Below are 18,824 nucleotides of genomic sequence, written 5' to 3'. Positions count from 1 at the left end.
CTCAAGTTAGTCGACGAAGCCCGCGAGGCGCGGGAGCGTGAGGGTCAAGGCCGGGAAATAGGTGATCAGGAAGATCACGACGATTTCCGCCGCCAGGAATGGCAAGGTGGCCCTAGCAATCGTTTCAACCTTCAGACCTGAGACCGAAGACGAGACGAAGAGTACCAGGCCCATGGGTGGGGTTAGAAGACCGACGGTCAGATTGACCGCCATGATGATGGCGAAGTGGACGGAATCGACACCCATCTGGGTGAAGATCGGTCCGAGGATCGGGCCGAGAATGATGATCGCGGGGCCCGCATCCAGGAACATGCCGACGACGAAGAGCAGAAGGTTGATCAGCAGCAACAGGACCAGCGGGTTTTCGCTGAGGCTCAGAATGATCGAGGCCAGCAGTTCCGGGGTGTGCGACAGGCTGGCGACCGTCTTGAAGGCCATGGCCGCGCCGACCAGCAGCAGGACGACCGCCGAGGTCATGGCAGCCCGCATCAGGATCTTCGGCATATCGCCGATCTTCAGCGTGCGCAGCACGAAGAGGCCTATGAAGATGGCGTAACCGACCGCTACGGCCGAGGCTTCCGTTGGCGTGAAAATGCCGCCGAGAATGCCGCCCATGATGATGACGGGGGTCATCAACGGCCAGAAGGCGTTGAGGCTGGCGCGTCCACGTTCCGGCCAGGTGGCCCGGGTCGTTGCCGCTGGCAGGTTCTCGCGATCGGCAAGCAGGTAGACGATCACCATCAGGCTGAGGCCGATCAGGATGCCGGGGACGATGCCGGCCAGGAACAGTGCCGCAACGCTCTCGCCCATCACATAGGCATAGATGATCATGATGCCGGATGGCGGGATGATCGGGCCGATGATCGAGGAAGCGGCGGTGACGGCGGTGGCAAAACGTCTCGTGTAGCCCTGTTTCTCCATGGCCGGGATCAGCATCGAGCCGAGCGCCGACACGTCCGCGACCGCAGAGCCTGAAAGACCGGCAAACAGCATCGAGGAGAGGATGTTGACGTGGGCAAGGCCGCCGCGCAGGTGGCCGATCAGCGCCTGGGCGAATTCCACCAGGCGCGTGGTGATGCCGGCCCGGTTCATCAGCTCACCCGCCAGCATGAAGAAGGGGATGGCCATCAGCGGGAAGCTGTCCATACCGTTATAGACATTACGATAGAGCAGGACGATGTCACGTTCCTGGCCGTTCAGCCAGAGGAGAATGCCGGGCGCTGCAATCAGGCCGAATACGATCGGGAAACCGAGCAGCAGGAGAACCATGAACAGGGGCAGGAAAAGGCTCAGCATCACTCGGCCCCCAACCCGCCGAGGGAGGCCACCGGCTCCAGCGACTTTTCATGTCCGGCGAGCTCGATCACGCTGCGCAGGATGAGCTCGATGTTGACCACGAACATCATGGTCACACCCGTCGCCAGCGATGCCATCATCCAGCCGCGCGGTACCTTCATCCAGGTGCTGAGGTCGAGAGAGGTGGGGACGGCAATTGCCGGCATGGCGAAACGGCCCCCGAGCCCGGTCACCTCCGCCCAGCCGATGCGCATGCCGACGTATAGCAGCACGATCGAGAGCACCAGGAACAGCAGGGCAATAAGGCTGCCGACCATGCGCGGGAAGATGTCGAGAACCATGGTGATGGCCACGAAGCCGCCTTGGCGGAACGCCGTCGGCACCATCAGACCGGTCATCCAAAGCATCAGGAAACGGGCAGCTTCCTCGCTCCAGGGAAGGGCGTTGCCCAGAATGTAGCGGAAGAAGACCTGTATCAGGATGAAAACGAGCATGATGCCGAGGGCACCGGCCCCCAGCCATAGTCCGACCGTCAGCACGGCGGCATTCAGCCGGCCGAGCAGATTGGTCAGGTTCGAAAGTGCCTTCATGTCTCCACCCGTTACTTGTCATCGGTCAATTCGGCGCAACTATCGAAAACTCTTGCCCGCCGTGCAAACACGGCTGTTCCCCTTTCAGGTCCGCGGGGAGTAATTTCCTCCTTGCGGACTTGTTCCGGATCGTCCTCAATCGTTCCGCCGCAGCATGTGTTTCATGCCGCCGACGACCTCCTCCCATTGCGTCTCAGACGGCGAAGCGTCCGAACCGTCCCCCTGAGAAGCACAGCGGTTCTCCCTGCCGATGTGCAACCCTTAGCACCTTGCCGATGATGATCGTGTGATCACCGGCGTCATGTTGCGCCTGCTCGACGCATTCGAAACGGGCCAGCGTGCCCGGCAGAACCGGCACGCCTTCGTCGTTGAACCTGACGTCGATCCCGTCAAAGCCGCTGCCGCCACGGGTGAAGGCAGCACTCAGATGGTCCTGATCTGCGCTCAGCACGTGGATCGCGAAATGCCGGGCGCCCGTGAAGGCACCGTACCTGGACGAGCTCTTGGCCGGCGACCAGAGGACCAGCGGCGGGTCCAGCGACACCGAGGCAAAGCTGTTGACCGTCATGCCGATGGGGCCGTCAGCGGTCATTGCCGTCACCACGGTCACACCGGTGGTGAAGCTTCCAAGCGCATTGCGATAGGCGCGATGGTTGTCCGCCTCCGGAATGAAGACGGCTTCCAAGGCATGAATGTCATTGGCTGCCATCATCAGGCGACCTCCCGACCGATCGCGAGCGTGTAAAGTTCGAACCAGGTCTGGCGGTCCATCTCGACCTTGGTGGCGTCGGCAATCTTTGCAATGCGGTCGAGCGAATTGGTGCCCATGACCGGAAGGATCGTCGCCGGATGGCGCAGCAGCCAGGCTGTTGCGACGGCCGTCTCGTCCACGCCATGCTCTGCGCCAATCCGCTTGAGGGCGGCAAGCAGTTCCGGCTTCGAGCCATCCAGGAGACGACCGCCTCCCAGCGGCGACCAGGCCATGGGCGGAACCATGCGCTCTTGCAGATAGGCAAGGTCTCCGTTCACAAAGCTATCGGTCGCGAGCAGGCTCATCTCGATCTGGTTGGTGACGAGGTTGTTCTCCATCGACGACTGCAGGAGCGAGAAGTCCCAGGGGCGGAAGTTCGATACGCCGACGGCGCGCACCTTGCCCGAGGCGATCAGCGCGTCGAGTGCCGGTCCGGTCTCGTCGGGATCGATCAGGGGATCCGGGCGGTGGATCAGCAGCAAGTCGACATGGTCCGTGCCCATGTCGGTCAGCGAGGCTTCGACCGAGGCGGTGATATGAGCGGCCGAGGTGTCGTAATACTTGACGCGTGCCGCCGAGTGACGGCCGGCGGGCGCGACGATGTCGCACTTGGTGACGATCTCGAGCTTGTCGCGCAGGCCGGGCGCGGCCTTCAGGGCGTTGCCGAGAATCGCTTCAGCGGTATAGCCGCCATAGATGTCGGCCTGATCCAGGGTCGTGATGCCCTGAGCAAGACAGGCCTCGATCTTGGCCTGCACATGCTGCGGCGAGGTGTCGGCATCGTCGCCGATGCGCCACATGCCATAGACGAGGCGGCTGAAGGTGAGATCAGGGGTAAGATTGACGCGCAGCATCAGCGGCGAACTCCATTTCCGAGAGGGGTGGCAGGCATTTCTGCGGGAACGCGGCCATAGGCGTGGGGGAGCGAGACGGTCTTGAGTTCCGGCAGAACCTTGGTGCCGAAATGCACCGCTTCGTCGATATGCGGATAACCGGACAGGATGAAGGCGCGGATGCCCATCTTCCGATATTCTTCCAGCTCCGAAAGAATTTGGTCCGTCGAGCCGACAAGGGCGGCACCGCAGCCGGAGCGGGCCCGACCGATTCCGGTCCACATATGCGGCTCGATGTAACCGAACTGGTCGGCGAGTTCGCGGGCGCGGGCCTGATGGGCGACGCCGAGCGAGATCGAGTCATGGGCGCGGTCACGGATCAGCTTGCCGTATTCGTCATCGAGCTTGGAGACGATGTAATCCGCATATTCGCGGGCTTCCTTCTCCGTGTCGCGCACGATCATGTGGACGCGCAAGCCGTAGTCCAGCGTTCGGCCATGGGCTTCAGCGCGTGCGTGCACGGCTTTCATGCGTTCGGCGAGCTGCTCCTTCTTTTCCGGCCACATCAGATAGACGTCGCATTGCGCGCCGCAGAGTTCGAGCGCATCCGGTGAATACCCGCCGAAATAGAGGAGGGGGCCGCCGTTCTGCTGGTATGGGCGGGCGGGCTCGGTCGAAACGCCCTGGAACTGGTAGACCTCGCCTTCATGGTCGATCGTGTCGCGAGTCCAGGCCTGGCGGAGGATCTCGACGACCTCGTGGCTGCGCTTGTAGCGGAAGGCGCTGTCGGCGACTTCGCCAGGGAAATCCGAGCTGATGACGTTGAGCGTCAAACGACCTTTGAGCATATGGTCGAGCGTCGCCACTGTGCGGGCCAGCATGATCGGCTGCATCTCGCCGCAGCGAATGGCGGCCAGCATGTTGATCTTGGATGTGATCGGTGCGCAGCCGGCGACGAAGCTCAGCGTGTCCTGACCGACCTGGTAGGACGACGGGCAAAGAATGTTGCGGAAGCCGAGCTGCTCGGCCTTCTTCACGATGTCCGAGCAGTGTTCCCAGCTCGACCGAAGCGCGCCGTCCGGCACGCCGAGAAATTGATAATCGTCAGAGCAGAGTGCAGCGAACCACGACACTTCCGCGCCATCGAGATCGGCCGATGTGACGGGTACGACAGTCATTGAGGTCTCCTCCAAGGCTCCAACTTTCTTCTTGCGTAACACTCGAATTGATGTAGATCAATAGTGTATCAATTTTTTCCCGGCGATACCGAAGTGCCACAGAATTCCGCAACGCAGCCTCCCGGCAGCCTGCCGATCTACGTCCAGATCACCGAACTCCTGGTGCGTGACATCGCAGCAGGACGGCTGATCGATGGGGAGAGGCTGCCGCCGGAGCGGGATATGGCAGAGGAGCTCGGCATCGCCGTCGGCACCCTGCGCAAAGCCTTGGCGGAGCTTCAAAACCGCGGGCTGCTGGAGCGCATCCAGGGCTCGGGGAACTACGTGCGGGCGATCTCGGATCCCAAATCGGTTTACGCCATGTTCCGATTGGAGCTGCTCGGGGGCGGCGGTCTGCCGACGGCGGAGATCCTGTCGATCGATCGCCTGCCGAAGCCGGCGGACCTGCCGACTTTCGGCATCTCCAGCGAAGCCCACCGCATCCGGCGCCTGCGCCGTCTGTCCGGTCGGCCGGCGGCGCTGGAAGAGATCTGGCTCGATGGCTCCTATATCCAGGCCATCGACCCGGAGGCGGTCTCCGAATCCCTTTATCTCTTCTACCGCACCAAGCTCTCGCTCTGGATTGCGCGGGCAGAGGACCAGATCGGACTGGATGCGGTGCCGGATTGGGCGCCTGAGGCTTTCGGCCAGAAGGCCGGTGCGCCCATCGTTCATATTCAACGCATCAGTCAGGACCAGGAGGGTGTTCGCGCAGAAGTGTCGCGGACATGGCTCGATCACACCGTCGCGCGCTATGTCGCGCGGTTGAAATGACAGGGCCGCGGGGAGCGGTCCAATCAGGAGGAAATAGTGACAGGACTTCGATACGGGATCATCGGTTGCGGCATGATGGGGCAGGAGCATCTGCGCAACATCGCCCTGCTTCAGGACGCATCGGTTGCGGCAATCTTCGAACCCGATCCGGGCATGCGCGCCCTCTCGTCGGCGACCGTTCCTGCGGCCAGGATGGTCGACTCGGTCGAGGATCTGCTTGCGGTCGAAGAGGTGAACTGCCTGCTGATCGCGAGCCCCAACTACCTCCATCTCGAGCAGATGGAGAAGATCGCCGCCATTCGCCCGCTGCCGGTCCTTGTCGAGAAGCCGCTTTTTACGGATCCCGCCGATGCACCGCGTCTGGCGGCCTTGCGGGCGGCCTATCCGGCGCCGATCTGGGTCGCCATGGAATATCGCTACATGCCCCCTGTCGCGCGGATGATCGCGCAGGCGGACGAGGCGACCGGCGGCATCCGCATGCTGACGATCCGCGAGCATCGCTTCCCATTCCTCGAAAAGGTGGGCGACTGGAACCGCTTCAACCGCAATACCGGCGGCACCCTGGTCGAGAAATGCTGCCACTTCTTCGACCTGATGCGACATATCCTGAAGTCCGATCCCGTCCGCATCATGGCTTCGGGCGGGCAGTCGGTGAACCACCTCGACGAGGTCTATGACGGCAAGCGGTCCGACATCTGGGACAATGCCTATGTCATCGTCGACTTTGCCTCCGGTGCGCGCGCCATGCTGGAGCTTTGCATGTTTGCTGAGGGCGCACGCTATCAGGAGGAGATCTCGGCGGTGGGGCCAAAGGGCAAGATCGAATGCCTTGTGCCCGGGCCGGGTCGCTTCTGGCCGGAACACCTCGGAGAGCCTCCGATCGCCCAGGTGATCGTTTCGCCGCGGGATCCTAAGGGCCCGCATGTTGTCGAGATCCCGGTCGATCCGCAATTGCTGGAGGCCGGCGACCACAATGGCTCGACCTTCTACCAGCATCAGCGCTTCCAGAAAGCGGTGCGGGGCGAGCATCCCGTTGAAGTTGCCCTCGATGACGGATGGTGGGCGGTCGCGATGGGACTTGCCGCGCAGCACTCGGCCGAAACGGGGCAGGCCGTGAGCTTCCCGCTCGCATTTTCGCCAGAAGCACGCGTCAAGCAGAAGTTGTCGTTGCAGGCCTGAATGGCGGCCTGATCAGCGCGCGAACAATTCGTTCGTTGCGGCGTTGGAGCCCTTGTGCGAGCGCAAGGAGAGCCAGTGGTGAACGAATATGTTTTCGGCCCCGTTATCAGGGATGACGGGGTTCTGTTTCGGCTATGGGCGCCACGGTGTGACACGGTTTTCCTGGAACTAGAGGGAACAGCAACAAGAGAGATGGAGCGGCAGTCCGACGGCCAGTTCCATCTTCTGGTAGCCGAGGCAAAGCCCAGCATGCGGTACCGGTTCCATCTGCCGGACGGGTTGGTTGTCCCTGATCCCGCCAGCCGCCACCAGCCCGAGGACGTCTTCGGCCCGAGTGAATTGGTCGATCTCTCACACTACCGCAGACCAGATCCGATCTGGCAGGGCAGACCCTGGGCCGATATGGTGATCTACGAGCTGCATGTCGGCACCTTCACGGAAGAGGGGACGTTTCGAGCGGTGATCGAGAAGCTCGACCATCTCGCCGGCCTGGGCATCACGGCGATCCAGCTCATGCCGATCGCGGACTTTCCGGGAAGCCGCAACTGGGGTTATGACGGTGTGCTGCCTTACGCGCCCGACAGCGCCTACGGGCGGCCGGACGATCTCGTCGCGCTCGTGGAAGCCGCGCATCAGAGGGGGATCTCCGTCTTTCTCGACGTCGTCTACAATCACTTCGGACCGTCCGGCAATTTCATGGCGGCCTATGCGCCACTTTTCTCGCCGCATCATCAGACACCCTGGGGTGACGGGGTCAATTTCGACGATGAACAGAGCGAGATGGTTCGCGCATTTCTGATCGAAAATGCACTTTACTGGCTCGAGGAGTATCGGATTGATGGGCTGAGGCTCGATGCGGTGCATGCGATCCGTGACGACAGCACGCCGCATTTTCTCGACGAGTTGGCGATGCGCGTCAGGCAGCGTCTTGGGGATCGACATGTTCATCTCATTGTCGAGAACGAGGAGAACAACCCGCGTCTACTAGAGCGATCAGGCTCAGACGCCCCTCTCTTCAACGCACAATGGAATGATGACATCCACCACGCGCTGCATGTGGCAACCAGTGGAGAGACCTTCGGGTATTATGGTGATTACGAAGAAGCGGGTCCGGCGCTGGCAAGGGCGCTTGCCGAAGGCTTCGTCTTCCAAGGCCAGGTGATGTCCTTCAGTGGCGAGACGAGGGGCCAGCCCAGCAGCCATATTGCGCCAGTCGCCTTCATCTCCTTTCTCCACAATCATGACCAGATCGGCAATCGCGCGAATGGCGACCGCATCATGGCGACCCTGCCGGAGGCAGCGCTCGCCTTCGCCGTGGCGATCGTTCTGCTGTCACCTCAGATCCCCATGCTCTTCATGGGCGAGGAATGGTGTTCGCAGCGGCCTTTTCCCTATTTCTGCGACTTCGACGAGGAATTGAACGCAGCCGTACGAAAAGGCCGGCGACAGGAATTGTCCAAGCTTCCGGGCTTTGACGGTGAACATGTTCTCGATCCCACCTCGGAGGAGACATTCCACTCGGGTATTCTCGATTGGGAGGCTGCGACATCCGCGCCCGGCACGACCTGGATCGACCGTTATCGCCAGTTGATCACGCTCCGGCGGGAACGCGTCGCGCCTTTGCTTCCTCTTATGGATCAAGGTGGGCGCCACGCGCTCGATAGCGCGGCCATCCGGGTCGAGTGGCCGCTCAATGACGGGCGATCCTATATTCTCGTGGCCAACCCGACGGACGGTGCTGTCGAGACGCATATGGAAAGCGATCTGGTCGATGTTGTCTACGCGCAGGGGGAGCACAAGCCGGATGGTCTTGGTCCCTGGTCGCTGGTCTTTGGCATCAAGCAATGAGGAGATTGGGCTGGGGGCCTCAGCCCATGCGATCTGCGAGGTGCATGACTTCAAGGGCGGATCGGGCCACCATGTCGGCTCCGATACCTCCGAAGGCCTGCGGGTTTTTCATGACCGCCGGCCCGCCGACGGCGATCTTCATGGCAGACAGGCTGCGGTTCGACTGGATGCGGCGAATGGCAGACGCACATTCGTCGACTTCATCGATCTGGCCGACCGAGATGCCGAGAAGACTGTAGGACGAGTTGGACAGGCGCATGTAGAGGCTGTCGTTGAGTTCGAGATCGGCACCGCCATCGACATCCCAGCCCATGTCGCGGAAACAGGAAGCAACGATCGAGACCCCGATCGTGTGCATGGCGCCTTGCGTTCGAGCGAGCAGAACACGGCGCGCCTTCTGGCGATCCCGGATCGTCTGGCTGCGGTTTTGCGACAGATGATTGACGATCATGCCGAGGCGTGTCGAAGCAATCGCGACCTGGATGAAATCCGTCTCGTCATTGCACCACAGGCGACCGAGGTGAGCGGCCACCGGAGAGAAAAGCTGGATCGCGAGGGTATGCATCGGCAGTTCGCTGCGCTGCAACTCCTCAATGATCTCCCGATGCGCCCGCGGATCGGGCTGGATCAGGGCCTGTGTCAGTGCCGCGCGAAAGCCGATCGCCTTGTCAGTTCCCGGTAGTTCGCGGGCCTTCGGATCCAGTTCAGGGTGAAGATGAAAATCGATTTCCGGCGGCATTTCGCCGTCGTGGAGATGCGTCGACAGGTCCGGATGGCTTGCTCCCACCAACCGTGGTACGGCTCCGCGGATCGCGCTTTCGAGAATGCGCTGCTCGAGGCTTGTCAGCTTGTTGTCGGCTTTGGATAGTTCAGGCTTACCGTCCGTATACGGAGGGCCTCCCGACGATCCCCCCTTCTTGTCACCCGCCATATCACCCTCCCGGTCATCGGCTTGGGCTTATCCGCTCATCCCGATGGGATAGTACTTCATTCTTTCTTCTTCGCCAAACTTCGCGTGGTCGTATACGTGTTTTACCGCCTTACGGTTTAGTCAGCGATCTTCGGCACGGTGCAGACGTGCAGGCAGTTCGGCCTGGCCGGCCATTGTCGACCGGCGTAGATCCGCATTGGGCCTTGCGATGCCGAGCCCACTGCGCGCAAGGGCCGCGATGTGACGGGCGGTCAACTTCGCCTCTTCGTACATGTCATCGGGGCTTGCCTGCGCGATGAATGTATCCGGCAAGGTCATGGTGCGCAGGGCGCAGCGGCCGTCCAGCATGCCCCGGTTGGCGAGATGGTGGAGAACGAGGGCGCCAAAGCCGCCTGTGGCGCCCTCCTCGATCGTGATCAACATCGTATGATTGTCGACAAGATCCGCGAGAAGTGCCGTATCCAGCGGCTTTGCAAAGCGCGCGTCTGCGACGGTTGCGGAGATCCCCTCCAAAGCCAGAAGTCGACGCGCCTTCAGGCAGTCCGCGAGCCTTGTGCCGAAAGACAGAAGGGCCACCTGGCTGCCTTGTTCGATGATCCTTCCCCGGCCAATGGGGAGAATTTCTCCTCTGGTCGGCAGTGCCACGCCGGTTCCCTCGCCGCGGGGATAGCGGAAGGCGATGGGGCCATGATCATGGGCCGCGGCGGTCGCGACCATGTGGACCAGTTCCGCCTCATCGCTGGCAGCCATCACGGTGAAGCCCGGCAGATTTGCGAGACAGAGAATGTCGAAGGACCCGGCATGGGTCGGTCCGTCAGCGCCGACAAGGCCGGCGCGATCGATCGCAAAGCGGACGGGAAGGTGCTGCAGGGCGACATCGTGGACGATCTGGTCATAGGCCCTTTGCAAGAACGTTGAATAGATCGCGCAGAAGGGCTTCATGCCCGCCGCAGCAAGACCGGCGGCGAAGGTCACCGCGTGCTGTTCGGCGATCCCGACATCGAAGGTGCGCTCGGGAAAACTCGCCTCGAAGCGATCGATGCCCGTGCCCGCCGCCATGGCCGCCGTGATCGCCACGATCCGGTCGTCATGGCTTGCTTCCTGGATCAGGGCATCGGCGAAGACCTTGGTGTAGCTCGGCGCCTTGGGCTGGCCCTTGGCCTGAACGCCCGTGTGGACGTCGAACGGGTTTACCCCGTGATATTTGTCGCCGGACGACTCGGCGGGTGCGTAGCCCGCCCCCTTGCGGGTGACCGCGTGCAGCAGGACGGGGCCGTTCCGGGCGTCTCGCAGTCTCGCCAAGAGGGGCAAGAGGGTATCCAGATCATGACCGTCCACGGGACCGTGATAGTCGAAGCCGAAGTTCTCGAAGAGATTGCCGGAGTTTGCGCCCGAACCGTCCCGCACGGCGGCAAGGTGCTGCGACAGGGCCCCGGTCGATGCGGAAATCGACATGTCATTGTCATTCAGGATGACGATCATCGGCCGGCCGGACCTGCCCGCATTGTTCATGGCCTCGAATGCCATGCCGGCAGACATTGCTCCATCCCCGATGACGCACACGACATGGCCCTGCTCATGCGTCAGATCCCGCGCGGTCGCAAATCCAAGGCCTGCCGAAATCGAGGTGGAGGAGTGGGCGGCGCCGAAGGGGTCGTAGTCGCTTTCTGCGCGGCGGGTAAAGCCAGACAGGCCGTTCTTCTTGCGAAGGCTCAGCATCCGCGCGCGGCGGCCGGTCAGGATCTTGTGCGGATAACATTGGTGACTGACGTCCCAGATGATCGTGTCGCGGGGCGCTTCAAAGATGGCATGGATCGCGATCGTCAATTCGATCACACCAAGGCTCGAGCCCAGATGCCCGCCCGTTTCCGATACGATGCGGATGGTTTCGCCCCGCAATTCGTCGGCCAGTTGGACGAGTCTCTGGCGGTCCAGAGATTTCAGATCGTCAGGGCCTTGAACTCGATCGAGTAAGGGAGTGGCGATGTCATTTGCACGAGACAAGTCCACTGTGCTCTCCTCCCAAGCAGAGCCCATATCCCGCGGTGCCCTGCTTCATCGAGTGCCACATCGACACTGTCAGTCAGCGCTTACCTGAGTATGGTTCAATAACTGCATATTCGGAGAAGTCGGGCGCTATGTAAACTTTTTTTTACACTTTGCCGCGGAAATCCGCCGAGCGTGCTTCGCCCGGCGGAACTTGAAGTCATCAAGGAGCAGGATGCGCCTTCAGGAAGGCGATGACGTCCGCAATTTCCTTCGGATCCTTCAAACCGGCAAAGGCCATGCGCGTGCCTTTGACGACACCTCGGGGATTGGCGAGATAGGCCGTCAGCTGAGCGTCATCCCAGACCTTGCCCGCGCCGAAGTCCGTCATGGCCTTGGAATACTTGAAGCCTTCTGCGATGCCAGGCTGACGACCGACCACACCCTGCAGCGAGGGGCCGACCTTGTGTTTCGCGTCGGCCACGTTGTGACAGGCGGTGCACTTCTTGAAGACGGTCTCGCCGGCCGCCGCGTCCCCTTCCTGAGCGAAGGCGTTAGAAGACAGCAGGAGTGCTGCGGTGGTGCATGCGGCTGCAATTATCCTCGACATGTGTATCCTCCCATGGCATCGCGGATGAAATTGATATGTAATGCTGGCATGACGTTCGACCAGCCCGGTCGATTCCGGGGAAGGTCTGCCTCACAAGGCGGTGCGCTCCATGGAACCGCAATGCTGGCTTCGACCTTCCTATACGAAACCAACCCCGGAGCCGGATCATGGCCGCAGCCGTCTTTCTTGTGATCGTTCTCGCCGCCGCCTTTAGCGGGGCGATGTTCAAGCCCGGCGAATGGTATGAAACGCTGCGCAAACCCAGCTGGACGCCGCCGAAATGGGCGTTCCCCGTGGTCTGGACGATCCTCTATGTGATGATCGGCTATGCGGGCTGGCTTGTCTGGACGAATGGCGGCTGGTCCCTGCCCATGGCACTCTGGGCGCTTCAGATGGTGACGAATGCTCTCTGGTCCTACTTCTTTTTCGGGATGCGGCGCATGGACATCGCGCTCGTCGATGTTTCCGTCCTCTGGCTTTCCGTGGCGTTCTTCATCGTGACGGCATGGTCCCTGGTGCCGCTCGCCTCTCTCCTGTTCGTGCCCTATCTCGCCTGGGTCACCGCGGCGGCCGCGCTCAACTATTCGGTCCGGCGGCTCAATCCCGACGCCTGATCGGCGAGCCTCATCCTCAAGTCGACGAGGAAAGCAATCAGCGACGCGGCAAGCAGGGCTGCAAGCCAAAGAACGTGTGCCTGCCGCATCGCCAGTCCGAAGGCCGCGAGCAGACAGCTTCCCGAAATGGCGTTGGGCGCGAGTGTCTTGATCACGAGGTCGGGGCGAGGCGATCGCATGGCGACGGCGGCGATCACCGACCACAGCACGAGAACCGCAACCACACTGATCCAGCCCGAAATGAAGATCTGCGTCAGCCATGCCGTCATCTCTGCCCCGCGGGGATGCCGAAGAGCTGGGCGAGATCCTTGGCGAAGACGCGCAGGTGCGCCAGCGGATCCCGTCGCACCAGCTTCTTGTTCAGATAGGATTCCCATGTCAGTCGCTGAACATCCGGGTCGGCACACATGGCGACAAACTTCTCGCGAAGCCGGTCGTTGCGATACCAGATCATCTGCATGATCCCCAGGATCAAGAAGACCCGGCCATGCGCTTGCATGAAGCTTCGTCGCGCCTGCGCCAGGGCTCGCCCGTTGCCGGCCAGCAGAGACGCGTGAACCGCTTCGGCCGAAAGGCGGCCACACAGCATGGCATAGTAGATGCCTTCACCCGAGGATGGTGCCACCGTGCCCGCGGCATCGCCGGCGAGCAGTATATTGCGGCCATTGTCCCAGCGCTTCATCGGTTTCAGCGGCAGGGGTGCACCCTCGCGGCGGATGACACGACAGTCCTGCAGACCGGCTGCGCGTTTCAGGGCTTTGGTGGCTTCGCGGATGTTGTGACCTTTGACGGCCGTGCCGGTGCCGATGCTCGTCTGTCCCCCATGGGGGAAGACCCAGCCATAGAAGTCGGGCGAGATGCGACCATCATAGACCACATCGCAGCGGTCGGCCCTGAAGATTTCCGGCGCTGCATCTTGAGGGCTTTCGACGATTTCATGATAGGCGAAGACATAAGGTGGCTTTTTGGCTGCGGGGAACATCATCCGTCTGACAGCGGAATTTGCGCCGTCTGCGCCAATGACACGGCGTGCTCTGATCACGATCGACGCCTGTTCCGTCTCGCCATCGGTCGGGACGACGGTGAGATCGAGAGTTCCCTCATCACTCTCTTCCATGCCGTCCAGCTTTGCGGTCAGTCGATCGGCGCCTGCCTCTTCGGCGCGCTTGCGCAGGTAGGGATCGAAATGGGCTCGGTCGACCATTCCGACATAGCCTATATCGCCGATGGCCATCTCGACGGTCTTGCCCGAGGGGGCAATGATGCGGGCGGCATTGGCCCGCGCGACGAGTTGGCTTTCGGGAATTGCAAAATCTTGAAGCGCCCTTGATGGAATGGCGCCCCCGCAAGGCTTTATCCTGTTGTCCGGATCGACCAGGACGACCGAATGGCCCTTCTGCGCCAGTTGTTCTGCCGCCATGGCGCCGCAAGGCCCTCCGCCGACAACGGCGACATCATAGATCTTCGGCATGCGTGTCTCCCTGCCGGATGGATCGGCGTTGCGGTTCATTCTCCGGGCATGATGGCTGCGTTTGACTGGGTGGCTGTCGGTGTCGCGACGTGCTGGCCAATACGGGTCGCGACCACAGCGGAAATCAGGAAGAGGCTCGCCTCGATCGCAAACACGGCAGCAAAGGCCAGAGCGTCGCTTGCCGTCAGCCACCGCCCGATATCGAGCGCCACGGTTCCAAGCACGCCACCCAATCCGAAGGCGATGGCCTGTGCTGCGCCCCAGAGCCCCATGCGCATCCCATAGTTCGATTTGTGCCCTTTTCCGGCAAGGATCATCATGGTGCCGACGGCAGCCACAGCAAAGGCACCATTGGCGGCACCCAGCAGAAAGATGTTGACCTTGAGAGGCCAGAGCGGTGCTGATTGCGTCGAGACGGCGAGCGCCGCAAGGGCGAGCGCCGAGCCGAAGCAGCCTCCGACGATGAAGCTGCGGGGCAGGCCCGGGTATCGCTTGCCAAAGATTGCGGTCGAAACGCCAACGAGAACCATGCCCAAGAGAACGCCGGCATGCTGAGTGCCGGACAGGCTGGTCGTTTCTCCCGGCGTCATGCCGAAAAGAAGGCCGGCATAGGGTTCCAGGATCAGATCCTGTGTTGCGAAGGCCAGCATCGAGACGAAGATGAAGAGGGTGAAGAGGCGTGCTTCCTGGTCTTGCAGCACGTCTTGAAGGCTCTCCCGGAAGCTCGATGTCGATGCGTCCTCGTCCTTCTGGTCGACCGATGGCTTGGCCTCCATGCCGGCCACGCCGATGAGGCCGATACCGAACGCCACGATCCCGGCTGCTGCGGTCACGGCGATCAGGCGCTCATGCGAATAGGGATCGAGCTGTGCGCCGACGATGATCGAGGTGACAATGATGCCGGTGATCATCAGCATCCAGGTGATGGTGGCGGCGGCCGCGCGTCTTTCGACGGCTGTCTTCATCGCGATCAGTGCGAGCAGTGAAGTGCCCGATGCTCCAATCCCGATGCCGATCAGGGCATAGGCGATGATGGCGGCCAAGATGCCGAGAAGGAAGGAATGCTCGAAGAGCAGCGTTGTGGCTGCAGCGCCGGTGCCTGCCAGTGCCAGAAGTGCAAGGCCGCCGAGGATCCACTGCGTTCGTGAGCGGCCGGTGTCGGACTTGTGGCCCCAGACCGGTCTCGTGATCTGGACGCCGTAATGCAGCCCGACAAGCAGGCCGGGGATGACGGCGGCAAGACTTAGTTCGACGATCATCACCCGGTTCAAAGTCGAGGTTGTGAGCACGACGATGGCCCCTAAGGCCGCCTGGACGAGCCCCAGCCGAACGATTGACAACCAGCTCAAGCCTGACGTGACGGCGACGCTGTTTCCGCCTTTGATCGACATGTTGGGCATCGCCGTTGCCTCCTATCCGGCCGCGACTGAAGGGACGAGCTGGGAGCCCATCGAGACTGCTGCGGCCATCATGCCGCTCACGTAAAGGCCGACCCCGATTGCCGAATACCAGACGGCCTTGCCTTCCGGATCTCGCAGAAAACTGATCATGCAGAGGATTTGCAGGGCGAGCACGGCGGTGACGAGGATGGCGCCGGTGATGAGATCGGCCTCTGCCAGGACAACGATGACCCCGATCTGCGACGCTGCCATGATCAGGCAGGCGATGCGGGCGGCATTTCCCGCACCGTGCAGAACCGGGAGCGTGCGCACACCCATCTGCCGGTCACCCTTGATCGACTTGAAGTCATTCAGCGTCAGGATCCCGTGCGCGCCCAATCCGTAGAACAGGGCGACCAGCAGGGTGCGCGAACTGGGAGCCGATCCAAGCGCTGCCGTTGCGGCCGTGATCCATGGCAGCGTTTCATAGCTCAGCCCGACCACCCCATTGCCGATCCAGCCGTTCTGCTTGAAGCGAAACGGGGGCGCGCTGTAACCCCAGGCGAGTGCCAGACCGATGGACGCGGCGGCAAATACGAGGGGGCCGAGCAGGGCCGCCACGAGCATGGACAGAATGGACATGACGATGGCGACCGCCAGCCCCCACTGGCCGGGCATACGTCCTGACGGAATGACCCGGTTCGGCTCGTTGATCGCGTCGACATGGCGATCAAACCAGTCATTGACCGCCTGACTTGTGCCACAGAGCAGGGGGCCTGCGAGAAGAACGCCGAGGGCGACAGGAAGCCAGCGATCACCAAGCCCGGCGCCCGAGGCGATGGCGCCGCAGGCATAGGCCCACATCGGTGGGAACCAGGTGATCGGTTTCAAAAGCTGAACGACCGCCGCGGCGGACGGATAAGAGGCTGCCGGAACATGTGAAGGGATCTGGGCCATGACCGGAGGCTATGCCTGGGGCCGCAGGGTGTCAACTAAAATTGACAGTCACTCTGTCGCTCAGTCCGGCCGGCTGCTCCCCGGGCGATAGTCCTCCAGCCCGTGACGACGCAGCTTGATGTAAAGGCTTTGACGCGACAGGCCGAGGATCTCGGCTGCATAGGCCCTGTTGTTGTTGGTCTGGTCGAGAGCCGCCTCGATGCAGATTTTCTCGATCACATCGAGCGATTCCCGAATGAGGTCCTTCAGCGGGACCTTGCCGACAAGGGCCGAGAAGCCTTCAGCCTGTTCCGGCACCCCTGGCGACGGGATCGTCAGGCGCTCGCCGCCCGTTGCCTGCGGGATGACGATCAACTGGATCGTGTTGTTGGACGAATTGAGCCGTGCGGAAATGCTGACGGCACTCTCGCCGGAGAGATTGTCCGTAAGGGTTGAGCTGAAGCCGCGGATATAGGGTTCGTCCATCAGGCGGGCATAGAGAACCCTGATGTCGATGGCCGCACTGCTGAACCAGGCGCCGATATTGCGTCCCAGCACCTGCGTCAGCGAGGGGGCGTGGATCAGATCGAGAAAGAGCGTGTTGGCCGCGAGGATCTGGCCTTCCCCATCCGTCTGCACGATCGCTTCTGGAAGATCGGTGATCTCCAGGGTAGCGCCACCGATGGGCTTTTCGATCCGCTGCCGGTTGATCTCATGGATCTGATCAGCCGGCCAAAGCGACAGCAGAACATTGGTGATGCCGTTTTCGCGGTAGGACCGGATCGTCAGAGACACCGGCTCGCCCTTGGCGATCGTGACGCCGTCCAGGTTCACCGGATTGGGGCTATGGCGCGCCTCGCTGATCGCGTCACCCACGCGGTCACGATCTTGCTTGGCGAAGAGATCGCGGATCGACTTGCCGGAAAGAGGCGCCCCGGTCGAGGACAAAAGCGTGCTGGCTGCCGGGTTGGCGTCCAGAATGGTGCGCCGTTCGCCGTCGAGCATGACATAGGCTACCGTGGCGACTTTGAAGGCAGTGCGGTACCGGGTTTCGGCTTCCTTCAGTTCCCGATAGTCGGCTTCCAGCTCCATCTGCGTCTGGACCAGGCGCTGCTGGTCGATCATTTGCTGCCGCAACTCGCGGCCGACGACGATGGTGTAGGGGAAATCCTTCGCGCTATAGGCGGAATAGGCAACCGGCAGGTCCGGCTTGCCGCTGCATTTGTGGTTCACCTGGTATCCACGCACCGGATGGGTTCCCGTGCCTGTAGCCAGCATGGTGTCGATCTTGGGGACCGACTCGACCGTCACGCAGTCCTGCAGCCGCTTGCCAACGGTTTTCGCAAGGCCGTAATCGGCGAGATCGCTGTTGGAAAAGTAGATCTGGGACACGATCGAAGCGCGGTCGACGAGCATCACCACATCTGCGCCCAGGCCCACGAGAGAACCGATCGAATCCAGATCGAGAGACTTCAGCACGCTGCCTGCGACTGTAAAGCCATCCGTTCCGCTATGACCGTTCAGTGGCTTCATGGAGTGAGCCAATCGATTCCGCTGGGTGTAACCACTGCCGTTCGGCCTGCGGCGCGAGCCTGGCGGCTGATTCTTTCTAATTCATAGTAACTTTCGCAGATCCTGACGGCGGAGTAAACGCTGTCACAGATGCAGTCAATCCCCAAACCTACAAGAAAATCAACGGAATCCAGCGCGGCAACACCACCCACCAGAAGGGGCAGGCGGGCCTCGCCGCGCAATCGGCGAAGCTCCTGCACGAGTGACTTGAACTCGGCAGCGAGGCGAATGTTGCTCCAGCCGATACAAGCGATGTCGGCGCTCTCCACGGCTTGAACGAAAACGGGCGTCTTGATCGTTGCCGGATCGACGACACGGCTCGCCCAACCCAGGCTTTCGAAGAGCAGCCCGATCAGGTGGGGCATCAAGGTGTGCTGCTCGCCGGGCGGAGTCAGGATGAGCGCCGTCGGCGCGTCGCGGTCGGGTGCGTTGTTGCGCAGGTCGAAGGACATCGAAGTCGCCAATTCCTGCAGGCGTGCGGATCCGATCGTCACATCGACGAAGTCACAGTCGTCGGAAACCCATTGCTGACCCAGTTGTCGGGCGATGGTCTCGAGGAAAAGCACCTTGACGTAGTACGGGCGGCCCTGGGGCAATTCATGGTCCAGGAAAGCGCGCAACGACGCCAGACGGGTCCGCGGGTTGAGGATCAGAAAACGAAATTCGTCGAGCGCCTTCTGATACAGACGATCGTGCTCCAAACCCCGGTCGTAACGCGTCGACAGCTTATCGGCGGTCATGGAAGCCACCGTTCCCTCGATCAGGCGCCGGAGTTTTTCTCCGTCGCTTTCGGTTAGGTATGCTCTCTTGGCTGCTGCGGCAAGCTTCATGAATGGC

Annotated in this window: 18 protein-coding genes; 4 read left to right on the top strand and 14 right to left on the bottom strand. The window is 61.8% G+C overall.

Translation table 11 applies throughout. The features are described 5' to 3' along the window. Nucleotides 1–6: 6 nt before the first annotated feature. The 5 genes from M1E12_RS15120 to M1E12_RS15100 all read right to left on the bottom strand — a co-directional run bounded on the left by M1E12_RS15120 (nucleotide 7) and on the right by M1E12_RS15100 (nucleotide 4,648). The gene (locus M1E12_RS15120) at nucleotides 7–1,296 is read right to left on the bottom strand and encodes a TRAP transporter large permease (protein WP_479562383.1); all 1,290 of its coding nucleotides are present in this window, start codon (nucleotides 1,294–1,296) and stop codon (nucleotides 7–9) included. Next, nucleotides 1,296–1,886 carry a TRAP transporter small permease gene (locus M1E12_RS15115; RefSeq protein WP_479562382.1) on the bottom strand — a complete coding sequence of 197 codons (591 nt, stop codon included), beginning with the start codon at nucleotides 1,884–1,886 and terminating at the stop codon, nucleotides 1,296–1,298. Before M1E12_RS15115 ends, M1E12_RS15120 begins: the two co-directional genes overlap by 1 nt. A gap of 193 nt (nucleotides 1,887–2,079) precedes the next feature. Continuing rightward, nucleotides 2,080–2,598 (bottom strand): NADH-dependent FMN reductase SmoA, encoded by a 519-nt coding sequence (gene smoA / locus M1E12_RS15110; RefSeq protein WP_479562381.1) that lies wholly within the window; start codon nucleotides 2,596–2,598, stop codon nucleotides 2,080–2,082. Next, complete coding sequence (locus tag M1E12_RS15105; RefSeq protein ID WP_479562380.1) at nucleotides 2,598–3,491, bottom strand: aldo/keto reductase; 894 nt, start codon at nucleotides 3,489–3,491, stop codon at nucleotides 2,598–2,600. The genes smoA and M1E12_RS15105 overlap by 1 nt, the downstream gene beginning before the upstream one ends. Further along, nucleotides 3,491–4,648, bottom strand: coding sequence for an LLM class flavin-dependent oxidoreductase (locus M1E12_RS15100; RefSeq protein WP_479562379.1), 1,158 nt, complete (start codon nucleotides 4,646–4,648; stop codon nucleotides 3,491–3,493). The genes M1E12_RS15105 and M1E12_RS15100 overlap by 1 nt, the downstream gene beginning before the upstream one ends. A 93-nt stretch (nucleotides 4,649–4,741) precedes the next feature. On the opposite strand from M1E12_RS15100, the gene M1E12_RS15095 reads away from it, so the two are divergent. The 3 genes from M1E12_RS15095 to treZ all read left to right on the top strand — a co-directional run bounded on the left by M1E12_RS15095 (nucleotide 4,742) and on the right by treZ (nucleotide 8,488). Then, nucleotides 4,742–5,461, top strand: a complete 720-nt coding sequence (locus M1E12_RS15095) for a GntR family transcriptional regulator (protein ID WP_479562378.1) — start codon at nucleotides 4,742–4,744, stop codon at nucleotides 5,459–5,461. Between the two features lie 36 nt (nucleotides 5,462–5,497). Beyond that, a complete protein-coding gene (locus M1E12_RS15090) occupies nucleotides 5,498–6,640 on the top strand; it encodes a Gfo/Idh/MocA family protein (RefSeq protein ID WP_479562377.1) in 1,143 nt (380 codons plus the stop codon). A 78-nt stretch (nucleotides 6,641–6,718) separates the two neighbouring features. Then, nucleotides 6,719–8,488 carry a malto-oligosyltrehalose trehalohydrolase gene (gene treZ / locus M1E12_RS15085; protein ID WP_479562376.1) on the top strand — a complete coding sequence of 590 codons (1,770 nt, stop codon included), beginning with the start codon at nucleotides 6,719–6,721 and terminating at the stop codon, nucleotides 8,486–8,488. Between the two features lie 19 nt (nucleotides 8,489–8,507). Here the strand turns inward: treZ and M1E12_RS15080 are convergent, their stop codons facing one another. The 3 genes from M1E12_RS15080 to M1E12_RS15070 form a co-directional block, all read right to left on the bottom strand. Continuing rightward, nucleotides 8,508–9,419, bottom strand: coding sequence for a cobalamin B12-binding domain-containing protein (locus M1E12_RS15080; RefSeq protein WP_310243490.1), 912 nt, complete (start codon nucleotides 9,417–9,419; stop codon nucleotides 8,508–8,510). A gap of 120 nt (nucleotides 9,420–9,539) precedes the next feature. Beyond that, nucleotides 9,540–11,456 carry a 1-deoxy-D-xylulose-5-phosphate synthase gene (locus M1E12_RS15075; protein ID WP_479562375.1) on the bottom strand — a complete coding sequence of 639 codons (1,917 nt, stop codon included), beginning with the start codon at nucleotides 11,454–11,456 and terminating at the stop codon, nucleotides 9,540–9,542. Between the two features lie 172 nt (nucleotides 11,457–11,628). Beyond that, nucleotides 11,629–12,015: a c-type cytochrome gene (locus M1E12_RS15070; RefSeq protein ID WP_479562374.1), complete on the bottom strand. Its 387-nt coding sequence runs from the start codon at nucleotides 12,013–12,015 to the stop codon at nucleotides 11,629–11,631. Between the two features lie 167 nt (nucleotides 12,016–12,182). On the opposite strand from M1E12_RS15070, the gene M1E12_RS15065 reads away from it, so the two are divergent. Further along, nucleotides 12,183–12,629, top strand: a complete 447-nt coding sequence (locus M1E12_RS15065) for a TspO/MBR family protein (protein ID WP_479562373.1) — start codon at nucleotides 12,183–12,185, stop codon at nucleotides 12,627–12,629. Here the strand turns inward: M1E12_RS15065 and M1E12_RS15060 are convergent. The 6 genes from M1E12_RS15060 to M1E12_RS15035 are packed head-to-tail and all read right to left on the bottom strand — an operon-like array spanning nucleotide 12,596 to nucleotide 18,817. Beyond that, a complete protein-coding gene (locus M1E12_RS15060; protein WP_479562372.1) occupies nucleotides 12,596–12,898 on the bottom strand; it encodes a hypothetical protein in 303 nt (100 codons plus the stop codon). The genes M1E12_RS15065 and M1E12_RS15060 overlap by 34 nt on opposite strands. Then, nucleotides 12,895–14,100, bottom strand: a complete 1,206-nt coding sequence (locus tag M1E12_RS15055; RefSeq protein ID WP_479562371.1) for a geranylgeranyl diphosphate reductase — start codon at nucleotides 14,098–14,100, stop codon at nucleotides 12,895–12,897. Before M1E12_RS15055 ends, M1E12_RS15060 begins: the two co-directional genes overlap by 4 nt. A 35-nt stretch (nucleotides 14,101–14,135) precedes the next feature. Further along, entirely contained in the window at nucleotides 14,136–15,500 is a 1,365-nt protein-coding gene (locus M1E12_RS15050) for a BCD family MFS transporter (protein WP_479562370.1), read from the bottom strand. A gap of 12 nt (nucleotides 15,501–15,512) precedes the next feature. Then, nucleotides 15,513–16,436 carry a chlorophyll synthase ChlG gene (gene chlG, locus M1E12_RS15045; RefSeq protein WP_479562369.1) on the bottom strand — a complete coding sequence of 308 codons (924 nt, stop codon included), beginning with the start codon at nucleotides 16,434–16,436 and terminating at the stop codon, nucleotides 15,513–15,515. A gap of 60 nt (nucleotides 16,437–16,496) precedes the next feature. Next, complete coding sequence (gene ppsR, locus M1E12_RS15040) at nucleotides 16,497–17,948, bottom strand: transcriptional regulator PpsR (RefSeq protein WP_479562368.1); 1,452 nt, start codon at nucleotides 17,946–17,948, stop codon at nucleotides 16,497–16,499. Then, nucleotides 17,945–18,817 (bottom strand): cobalamin B12-binding domain-containing protein, encoded by an 873-nt coding sequence (locus M1E12_RS15035; RefSeq protein WP_479562367.1) that lies wholly within the window; start codon nucleotides 18,815–18,817, stop codon nucleotides 17,945–17,947. Before M1E12_RS15035 ends, ppsR begins: the two co-directional genes overlap by 4 nt. Nucleotides 18,818–18,824 lie beyond the last annotated feature (7 nt).

The sequence above is a fragment of the Rhizobium sp. K33 genome (genome assembly GCF_056501445.1).
The sequence above is the reverse complement of the archived record's forward strand: the minus strand, read 5'-3'. Positions and strand labels throughout refer to the sequence as shown.

Bases quoted from the DNA above. Each gene is read 5' to 3' on its own strand.
- M1E12_RS15060 (WP_479562372.1), bottom strand. From the start codon at position 12,898: ATGACGGCATGGCTGACGCAGATCTTCATTTCGGGCTGGATCAGTGTG.
- M1E12_RS15055 (WP_479562371.1), bottom strand. From the start codon at position 14,100: ATGCCGAAGATCTATGATGTCGCCGTTGTCGGCGGAGGGCCTTGCGGC.
- M1E12_RS15115 (WP_479562382.1), bottom strand. From the start codon at position 1,886: ATGAAGGCACTTTCGAACCTGACCAATCTGCTCGGCCGGCTGAATGCC.
- M1E12_RS15065 (WP_479562373.1), top strand. From the start codon at position 12,183: ATGGCCGCAGCCGTCTTTCTTGTGATCGTTCTCGCCGCCGCCTTTAGC.
- M1E12_RS15120 (WP_479562383.1), bottom strand. From the start codon at position 1,296: ATGCTGAGCCTTTTCCTGCCCCTGTTCATGGTTCTCCTGCTGCTCGGT.
- M1E12_RS15035 (WP_479562367.1), bottom strand. From the start codon at position 18,817: ATGAAGCTTGCCGCAGCAGCCAAGAGAGCATACCTAACCGAAAGCGAC.
- M1E12_RS15075 (WP_479562375.1), bottom strand. From the start codon at position 11,456: ATGGGCTCTGCTTGGGAGGAGAGCACAGTGGACTTGTCTCGTGCAAAT.
- M1E12_RS15080 (WP_310243490.1), bottom strand. From the start codon at position 9,419: ATGGCGGGTGACAAGAAGGGGGGATCGTCGGGAGGCCCTCCGTATACG.
- M1E12_RS15070 (WP_479562374.1), bottom strand. From the start codon at position 12,015: ATGTCGAGGATAATTGCAGCCGCATGCACCACCGCAGCACTCCTGCTG.
- M1E12_RS15050 (WP_479562370.1), bottom strand. From the start codon at position 15,500: ATGCCCAACATGTCGATCAAAGGCGGAAACAGCGTCGCCGTCACGTCA.
- ppsR (WP_479562368.1), bottom strand. From the start codon at position 17,948: ATGAAGCCACTGAACGGTCATAGCGGAACGGATGGCTTTACAGTCGCA.
- M1E12_RS15100 (WP_479562379.1), bottom strand. From the start codon at position 4,648: ATGACTGTCGTACCCGTCACATCGGCCGATCTCGATGGCGCGGAAGTG.
- smoA (WP_479562381.1), bottom strand. From the start codon at position 2,598: ATGATGGCAGCCAATGACATTCATGCCTTGGAAGCCGTCTTCATTCCG.
- M1E12_RS15105 (WP_479562380.1), bottom strand. From the start codon at position 3,491: ATGCTGCGCGTCAATCTTACCCCTGATCTCACCTTCAGCCGCCTCGTC.
- chlG (WP_479562369.1), bottom strand. From the start codon at position 16,436: ATGGCCCAGATCCCTTCACATGTTCCGGCAGCCTCTTATCCGTCCGCC.